Origin of the sequence: Catenulispora pinistramenti, assembly GCF_018274385.1 — a bacterium.
GTDB classification, from domain to species: domain Bacteria; phylum Actinomycetota; class Actinomycetes; order Streptomycetales; family Catenulisporaceae; genus Catenulispora; species Catenulispora pinistramenti.
In genome coordinates, this window is sequence record NZ_JAAFYZ010000146.1 from 18,355 (window position 1) to 27,133 (window position 8,779).

The 8,779-nt window shown below is 68.9% G+C and carries 5 protein-coding genes; 1 reads left to right on the top strand and 4 read right to left on the bottom strand.

Annotated elements, in window-relative coordinates; genetic code table 11:
* Positions 1-59 precede the first annotated feature (59 nt).
* From KGQ19_RS32535 to KGQ19_RS32550, 4 genes are read right to left on the bottom strand one after another with little or no spacing between them, the layout of a single operon-like run.
* Complete coding sequence (locus tag KGQ19_RS32535) at positions 60-1,067, bottom strand: ABC transporter permease (protein WP_212016386.1); 1,008 nt, start codon at positions 1,065-1,067, stop codon at positions 60-62.
* Entirely contained in the window at positions 1,064-2,038 is a 975-nt protein-coding gene (locus KGQ19_RS32540; protein WP_413563177.1) for an ABC transporter permease, read from the bottom strand. Before KGQ19_RS32540 ends, KGQ19_RS32535 begins: the two co-directional genes overlap by 4 nt.
* Positions 2,032-3,816: a sugar ABC transporter ATP-binding protein gene (locus KGQ19_RS32545; RefSeq protein WP_212016390.1), complete on the bottom strand. Its 1,785-nt coding sequence runs from the start codon at positions 3,814-3,816 to the stop codon at positions 2,032-2,034. Before KGQ19_RS32545 ends, KGQ19_RS32540 begins: the two co-directional genes overlap by 7 nt.
* Before the next feature lie 26 nt (positions 3,817-3,842).
* Complete coding sequence (locus tag KGQ19_RS32550; protein ID WP_212016392.1) at positions 3,843-4,949, bottom strand: ABC transporter substrate-binding protein; 1,107 nt, start codon at positions 4,947-4,949, stop codon at positions 3,843-3,845.
* Positions 4,950-5,261: 312 nt separating this feature from the next.
* On the opposite strand from KGQ19_RS32550, the gene KGQ19_RS32555 reads away from it, so the two are divergent.
* The gene (locus KGQ19_RS32555; protein ID WP_212016394.1) at positions 5,262-8,144 is read left to right on the top strand and encodes an RICIN domain-containing protein; all 2,883 of its coding nucleotides are present in this window, start codon (positions 5,262-5,264) and stop codon (positions 8,142-8,144) included.
* Positions 8,145-8,779: the final 635 nt, after the last annotated feature.

An 8,779-nucleotide genomic window follows, 5' to 3' on the forward strand; every position in this document is an offset into this window, starting at 1 on the left:
CGCCTCATCGCCACCGCGAGACGGTCGCGATCCGTCCGCTCGACCGACTCGGCGCCGCCTCATCGCCGCCGCGAGCGCTCGAGCAGCGCCTGCGCCAGCACCACCACGGCCAGGAACGCCCCGTTCACCGCGTCCGTCATCGCCGAGCCGTACTGCGACAGGTACCTGTCGATCAGGTGGTGGATCACCGCCAGCAGCAGCACCCCGCACACCGTCCCGCCGACCGTGCCGTAGCCGCCGGTCAGCAGCGTGCCGCCGATCACCACGGCCGCGATCGCCGTCAGCTCGTAGCCGACGCCGATCGTCGTCACCCCGGAGCCCAGCCGCGCGCCGCCCAAAGCGCCCGCCGCCCCGGCCAGGGTGCCGGACAGCAGGTAGACCAGGACCTTCGCCCGCGCGACCGGCAGGCCGAGCAGGACGGCAGAGTCCTGATTGCCGCCGATCGCGGTCAGGGTCGCGCCGTAGCCGGTGCGTTCCATCAGGACCCAGCCGATCGCGAACAGGGCCGCCACGATGCCGACCGGCACCCACGTCCCGGCGCCCAGGTGGCGGAACCAGGAGTGGGCCGGGACCAGGTACGTCGTCGAGCCCTGATTCGTCAGGGCCTGGAGCAGCCCTCGGGCGCCGAGCAGTCCGGCCAGCGTCACGATGAATGGTGCCATTCCCCCGTACGCGACCAGGATCCCCTGCACCGCGCCCCACGCCGCGCACACCACCAGCGGTAACAGGATCGCCAGCCACGGCCCGCTGGAGGAGCCTCGCGCGGCCAGTACTCCGCCGAGCGCGTACAGCGAGCCCACCGAAAGATCGATGCCGCCGGTGGTGATGACGAACGTCATCCCGAGCGCCAGCAGCCAGACGAAGGCGTTGTTGCCCAAGATGGTGCTGACGTCCGACCACGACGCGTCCGAAGGCGAGGCGATCGTGGCCGCCGCGCACACCGCCACCAGCACCACCAGCGGCCCGCGCCGCTCCGCGCGCCGGATCCACCGCTCGCGCGGCGTCTCCAGCAGCCCCTCGGGCGAGACCCGCGGCGCGGCCGGAACCTGTGACGTCCGAACGCTCATCGCGTCCCCCGTTCCCTGGACACGTAGACGGCCAGGCAGATCAGCACGGCCTCGACGATCTGCGTGGTGGAGGTCGGCACGTTGTGCTGGATCAGCACCGCCGAGATCAGCTGCATGAACATCGCGCCGGCCACCGTCCCGACTACCCGGACCCGGCCGCCGGACAGCGGCGTGCCGCCGACCACCACCGCGGTGATCGCGCTCAGTTCCATGTTCAACCCCTGATTCGCCGGGTCGGCCTCGGCGCCGTGCCCGACGATCAGCACGCCGGCCAGCGCGGCCAGGATCCCGGACAGGACGTACACGGTCACCAGCACGCGGCGCACCGGCAGCCCGGCCAGCAGACTGGCCCGCTTGTTGTCGCCGATCGCCACCAACTGGCGGCCGAAGGTGGTGCGGCGCACGGTGTAGGCGACGATCGCGGTGGCGGCCAGCGCGATCCAGGCCATCAGCGGGATCCCGGCCAGCGTGTGCTCGCCCAGATCGCCGATCGTGGCGTCGGCCACCGGCTTGGCGGAGGAGCCGTTGAGCAGTTCGGCCAGCCCGCGCACGCCGATCATCAGCGACAGCGTGGCCACGATCGGCTGCACCCCGGCGAAGGCCACCATCGACCCGCCGACCAGGCCGGACGCCGCACCGAGCAGCAGGGCCAGCACGATCGCCGGCGCCGGGCCGTAGCCGATGTAAAGCGGGACGATCGAGGCGGCCAGCGCGATGGTCGCGCCGACCGACAGGTCCACGCCCTCGGTGCCGATCACCAACGCCATGCCGAGCGCGACGAGCACCGTCGGCGCGGCCTCGAACATCTGCACCCGCCAGTTGGACACCGACATGAAGTCCGTGTTCAGCGCGGTCGCCACGGCTATCAGTACGGCCAGCGCCACGTAGACGCCGTAGCGCTGCGAGAGGTCGAGGATCCGCTCGCGGGTGCCGGCCCCGTCCACGGGTTCGATCACGGTCGCGGTCACGATGCGTTCCCCTCCCCCTCGTCCGCTCCCCCGGATTCGGGTCCGGCGGATTCGGATTCGGATTCGCCAAGTTCGGGCTCGCCGGTTTCGGGTTCGCCGAGTCCGGATCCGTCGCCGGCCAACGCCGCCAGCAGATTCGGCGCCGTGACCTCGTCCCCGTCCAGCCGGGCAGCGACGGAGCCGGTCCGCAACACCACGACCCGATCCGAGCCCTCGATCAGCTCATCGAGTTCGGAGGAGATCAGCAGCACGCCGACCCCCTCGGCCGCGAGCTGGTCGATGATCCCCTGCACCTCGGCCTTGGCACCGACGTCGATGCCGCGCGTCGGCTCGTCCAGCAGCAGCACGCGAGGGTTCAGACACATCCAGCGCGCCAGCAACACCTTCTGCTGGTTGCCGCCGGACAGGTCCTGGACCTTCTGCTCGGGGCCGGAAGCCTTGATCCGCAGGCGATTCATGAAGAACTCGACAATCCGGTCCTGCCGCGCGGTGGAGACGATCCCGGCGCGCGACAAGCGCGGCAGCGCCGCCAACACGATGTTCTCCCGCACCGACAGACCCGGGATGACGCCTTCAGCCTTGCGGTCCTCGGCCAGCATCGCGATCCCGGCCCGCACCGCGGCCTGGGGATTGCGGCGCCGGATCCGTTTGCCGTCCACGGAAACCGTGCCGGCCGCCGGATGCGCGCCGAGCACGGCTTGCGCGGTCTCGCTGCGTCCGGCACCGAGCAGTCCGCCGAGGCCGACGACCTCGCCGGGGGCGACGTCCAGGCTGACGTCCCGCAGCCGGTGCCGGTCTGTCAGGCCACTGACGCTCAGCGCCGCGCGGCCGGAATCCGTTGCGTTGGAATCCGAATCACCCGGGATGGCCTGCCGGGCCCACCGTCCTCGGCGCCCGGCCGGCAGCAGTTCCGCCAGAGCCGCGTCGTCCGGCGCCGGCCGGCGTTGCGACCGGTCCGGTGCGAACGCCGTCACCCGGCCGTCCTGCGCCGCGACCAGGTCCCGGCCCAGCATCAGCGAGATCAGTTCCATCCGCGGCAGGGCGGCCATCGCGCCGCTGTGCACGGTCCGGCCGTCGCGCAGGACGGTGACCCGGTCGCAGATCTCGTACAACTCATCGAGCCGGTGGCTCACGAAGACCACCGCGGAACCCTGATCTCGCAGGGTCCTGATGACGTCGAACAGGGTTTGGACCTCGCGCGGTTCCAGGCTGGAAGTCGGTTCGTCCATGATCACCACGCGGGCGTCGGTGCGGACCGCCCGGGCCAGCGCGACCATCTGCCGCGCGCCCAGGCCCAGGGTGTGCACCGGGGCGGTGACGTCCACGCGCACGCCGTAGCGTTCCAGGATCTCCGAGGCCAGCCGGTTCATCGTGCGCAGGTCGACCAGACCGTACCGGCGCGGCTCGCGGCCCAGGAACAGGTTCCGGGCCACCGACATCATCGGCACCAGGTTCACTTCCTGGTAGATCGTGGAGATCCCGGCGGTCTGCGCCTCCAGCGGGGTGCGGAAGGCACGTTCGGTCCCGTGCAAGGCGATCACGCCGTCGTCCGGCCGATAGACGCCGGTGAGCAGCTTGATCAGCGTGGACTTCCCGGCCCCGTTCTCCCCCATCAGCGCGTGCACCTCGCCGGGGCGCACCAGCAGGTCCGCCGCGCGCAGGGCGTGCACACCGCCGAAACTCTTGACCACCCGGCGCGCCTCCAACGCGGCGGGAGCGCCCGCGGGCGCTCCCACTGCTGACGGCGCGGAGGGGTCCGGTTCATCCGGACTCGTCGGCACTGTTCCTCCTTACTGCGCCGCCATTCTCAGTAGACCTGGCCGTTGGCCAGAGCCTGCTTGGCGTTGTCCTGGGTGAAGTGGCTGTCCTTGATGATCACCTTGCTGGACACCCCGGAGCCGCCGTAGAAGGCCTGCAGGGACTGGAAGGCCAGCGGGCCGAAGCGCGGGTTGGTCTCGACGTCGGCGTAGATCGAGCCGCTGGCGACGTCCTGCACGCACTGCTGGGTGCCGTCGATCGAGACGATCTTGATGTCCTTGCCCGGGGTCTTGCCGGCGGCGGTGATCGCCTGGATCGCGCCGAGGGCCATCTCGTCGTTCTCGGCGTAGACCGCGTTGATGCCGGGGTTGGCCTGGAGCATCTGGGCCATCACCGACTGGCCGTCGGTCTGGTCGAACTTGCCGGTCTGCGAGCTGACCACCGCCATGTTCGGGTACTTGGCCTTGAGCTCGTCCTGGAACCCGTTGGTGCGGTCGGTGGTGACGTCGTTGCCCGGGGTGCCGGACAGGATCGCGACCTTGGCCTGGCTGTTGGTGGCCGTCGCCAGGTCGTCGGCGGCGATCTGGGCCTGGCCGTAGAAGTTCGACCCGATGAAGGCGATGAAGTCGCCGCACGCGGTGCCGGTGGCGGTGCGGTCGATGGTCAGCACCGGGATCTTCTTGGCCTTGGCCTCGGCCAGCGCCGGACCCAGGCCGTCGGAGTTCTCCGGGGCCACGATCAGGATCTTGGCACCCTGCGCGATCATGTCCTCGATCTGCGAGTTCTGGGCGTTCACGTCGGCGTTGGCGTTGCGCTGGATCAGCTTGATCCCCAACGACTTGGCCTGGTTGGTGATCGAGTCGGTCTCGGTGGAGCGGAACGGGTTGCTGGTGGACTCCGACTGCGAGAAGCCGATGACCGTCGAGGGGTCGGTGAGGTTCAGCTTGGGCACCCCGCCGCCGTAGGTCTGATACGTGCAGCCCGGGCCGGAGGCCGAGGTGGCGACCACCTGCTGGGCCGCGGTGCCGGTCGAGGTCGGGCCGGCCGCGGCGGCCTTGGACGCCGACTTGGCGCAGCCGGCGGTGCCGGCCAGGCAGGCCGCGACGAGGGCCGCGGCCATCGCCGGGCGGGTCAGAGTGCTTACACGCGGGCGCATGAGAGTCTTCACATCCTCGTCACGGGGGGGGAATCGTCGATGGTGCCTGTGCGCTATCGGTCGAGCCGTATTCCGTCGAGCCGTATTCCAACGATGTAACGCTAGTCATGCATGTCCGGCGGAGGTGTGTCAACCCTCTGGTTGCCAGGCGCAAGATCCTTCTCAGCTCTCGATGATGGCCTGGAGCTGCGCCTTTCCCATGTCGTCGGCCATCGGCTGCTCAAGGCAGGGTCTTGACGACTCAGCCCGCCGGTGCCTGAATGAGGCATTACATCGTTGAATCAGGGCTGCTCTACCCACCGGAGCCGAATCATGCCCCTGTCCCGTCGTGCGCTGCTGCGCACCGGCGCCCTCACGGCCGCCGCCCTCGGAACAACTCTCGACCTGACCACGGCGGCCTCGGCCGCCACCGCCGTCACCAGCAAGAAGGCCCGAATAGCCCCGGCCGGCGGCGGCCTCTACACCCCGAACGCCGCGCCGCTGGCGCCGACCGCGCTGCTCAAGCTGCCGCCGGGCAGCGTGCGCGCCTCCGGCTGGCTGGCCGGCGAACTCCAGCTCCAGCTGACCGGCCTGTGCGGGAACTACCAGGACACCTCGCACTTCCTGGACAAGTCCACGACCGGGTGGCTGAACCCGTCCCAGGGCGGCTGGGAGGAGGTGCCGTACTGGCTGCGCGGCTACGGCGACCTCGGCTACCTCACCGGCGACGCCACCGTCCTGGCCGACACCGCGACCTGGATCGACGGCATCTTGGCCACCCAGGTCTCCGACGGCTTCTTCGGCCCGACGTACCTGCGCACCAACCTCCCCGACGGCGGAGCGGACTTCTGGCCGTTCGTGCCGCTGCTCCAGGCCCTGCGCAGCCGCCAGGAATACACCGGCGACCAGCAGATCCTGACCGCCCTGACCGCGTTCTTCCAGTACATGAACGCGCAGCCCGGTTCGGTCTTCGGTATCTCCTGGCTCTCCTACCGGGTCGCGGACTGCCTGGACGTCATCTTCTGGCTCTACAACAAGACCGGCGAGGCGTTCCTGCTCACCCTGGCCGACACCATCCACAGCAACAGTGCGAACTGGCTGAACAACCTGCCCACGCCGCACAACGTGAACCTGGCCCAGGGCTACCGCGAACCGGCCGTCTACGCCCAGCGGTCCGGCCAGAACGGCATGACCCAGAACGCGTATCAGAACTATGCCTCGATCATGGGCGCCTGGGGCCAGTTCCCCGGCGGCGGCTTCGCCGGCGACGAGAACGCCCGGATCGGCTACAAGGACCCCCGGCAGGGCTTCGAGACCTGCGGCATCGTGGAGTTCATGGCCAGCCACGAGCTGATGGGCCGGCTCACCGGCGACCCGGTGTGGGCCGACCGCTGCGAGCAGTTGGCGTTCAACATGCTGCCGGCGGCCCTGGACCCGCAGGGCAAGGGCACGCACTACATCACCTCGATGAACAGCGTCGACCTGTCGAACAACACCCCGAGCCACGGCCAGTTCAGCAACGCCAAGCCGATGCAGGCCTTCATGCCCGGTGTGGACCAGTACCGCTGCTGCCCGCACAACTACGGCCAGGGCTGGCCCTACTTCACCGAGGAACTGTGGGCCGCCACCCCGGACAACGGCCTGTGCGCGGTGATGTACGCACCCTGCTCGGTCACCGCAAACGTATCCGGCGGCGGCTCGGTCACCGTCACCGAGGACACCGGGTATCCGTTCACCGACACCGTCACCCTGACCCTGACCATGTCCGCCCCGGCGACGTTCCCGCTGTATCTGCGGGTCCCGGGCTGGTGCTCGAACCCGGCGATCGCGGTCAACGGCCACGGCGTCAGCGCGCCGGCCGGCCCGGCCTTCACCTCGGTCTCCCGCACCTGGAACAACGGGGACAAGGTGACGATCCAGCTGCCGTCCACTCCGGTGGTCAGCATGTGGGCCTCGCAGGGCGGCGCATTGTCGGTGTCGAACGGCGCCCTGGACTACTCGCTGCAGATCGGCGAGAACTACGTCCAGTTCGCCGGGGACAGCGAGTTCCCCGAGTACGAGGTGCACGCCACGACGCCCTGGAACTACGGCCTCGACCTGCCCTCCTCGAACCCGGCGAGCGCACTGACCTTCAACGGGGCCAACGGCACGGTCCCGACGAACGCCTTCACCCAGCAGAGCGTGCCGGTGAGCATCACCGCCCCGGCCGCCCAACTCACCGGCTGGACCGCCGACGACCAGAACATCGTCACCGAACTGAACTCCGGCCCCTTCCAGGCCTCCGGCACCACGAACGTCACGCTCATCCCGATGGGCGCGGCGCGTCTGCGGATCACCGCGTTTCCGGCCGTGGCATCATCCGGCAGCACCTGGTCCCCGCGCAGCGGCTACGTCCGGCTGCTGAACGCCAACAGCAACAAGGTCATGGGCGTGTCGAACATGTCCTGGGACGACAGCGCGCAAGTGGTCCAGTACGACGACAACGGCACCGCCGACCACCTCTGGCAGCTGATCGACAACGGCGACGGGAACGTCCGGATCCGCAACGCGAACAGCGGTCTGCTCCTGGGCGTGGACCAGATGTCCACGGCCGACTCGGCCAACGTCGTCCAGTTCGAGGACAACGGCACCCTGGACCACGTCTGGGCCCTGATCGACAACGGCGACGGCCGGATGCGCATCCGCAACGCCAACAGCGGCATGGTGATCGGCGTGGCCAACATGTCCACCGCCGACTCAGTGAACTGCGTCCAGTTCGACGACAACGGCACCGCCGACCACCTCTGGACCCTGATCCCGGACGGCCCGGTACGGATCCTGAACAAGAACAGCGGCATGGTGATCGGCGTGGCGAACATGTCCACGGCCGACTCAGTGAACTGCGTCCAGTTCGACGACAACGGCACCGCCGACCACCTCTGGACCTTCCTCAGCGACCCCAGCGGCTGGTGGAAGATCCAGAACCTCAACTCAGGCAAGGTGATGGGCGTATCCAACATGTCCACCACCGACTCGGCCCAGGTGGTGCAGTTCGACGACAACGGCACTGCCGACCACCTGTGGCGGCTGCGACCCGGCGGCGGCCCCTGGTTCCGGATCCAGAACCAGAACAGCGGGCTGATTCTCGGCGTGGACGGCATGTCCACGGCCGACTCGGCCAATGTGGTGCAGTTCGAGGACAATGGGACTGCGGATCATTTGTGGCGGTTTTTGTAGGGGTGGGGGTGGGGATTCGGGTCGGGATTCGGGTCGGGATTCGGTTCGGGATTCGGGTCCTCTTTTGGGGGTCGGCTTTTCGGGTCTTCTTTTGGCTGAGTTTGCGGGCCGAGTTTGCGGGCCGAGTTGCGGTTGGGTTGTGGGCTTGAAAGGCGATTTTTACGGCCTTCGGTCATAGTTGTGCCGGTTCGGGGTTCGAATCGGCAGGTATGCGACTTGGCTGCCGGTTTCCGCGTTCACAACCCCGCCGCACCTCAGGCCTCTTCAACTCCAGCAAGTCAGAGCAAGGGCAAGATCACAGGCAAGATCCAAGACACAAGCAAGATCAAGATCAAAGGCTGTGGTGAAGGGCCGGGCCTCCGGCGGGCCTCGGCAACCTCAGGGAAACTAGCGCGGTTCCCTCGGGTGGCCGGGTCGGTCTCAGCGGCTGTGGTTTGTGGGGTGGTGCGGTTCGTTCCCCTCGGTCGCGTCGTCAGCCCGGGGGGTACAGCACCGGTGTCCGGGGGTAAAGTCCGCGCGCTGCGGTTGGGTGTGTGAGCTGCGGTTTTGTGCAGCGCGAACTTGACCCCCGGCCACCGGCACTGTAGGCGAAGCCCTGCCGACGCGACCGAGGGGAACGAACCGAAAACCAGCCG

Coding starts and splice junctions, on each gene's coding strand:
- KGQ19_RS32535 (WP_212016386.1), bottom strand. CDS start 1,067: ATGAGCGTTCGGACGTCACAGGTTCCGGCCGCGCCGCGGGTCTCGCCC.
- KGQ19_RS32550 (WP_212016392.1), bottom strand. CDS start 4,949: ATGCGCCCGCGTGTAAGCACTCTGACCCGCCCGGCGATGGCCGCGGCC.
- KGQ19_RS32555 (WP_212016394.1), top strand. CDS start 5,262: ATGCCCCTGTCCCGTCGTGCGCTGCTGCGCACCGGCGCCCTCACGGCC.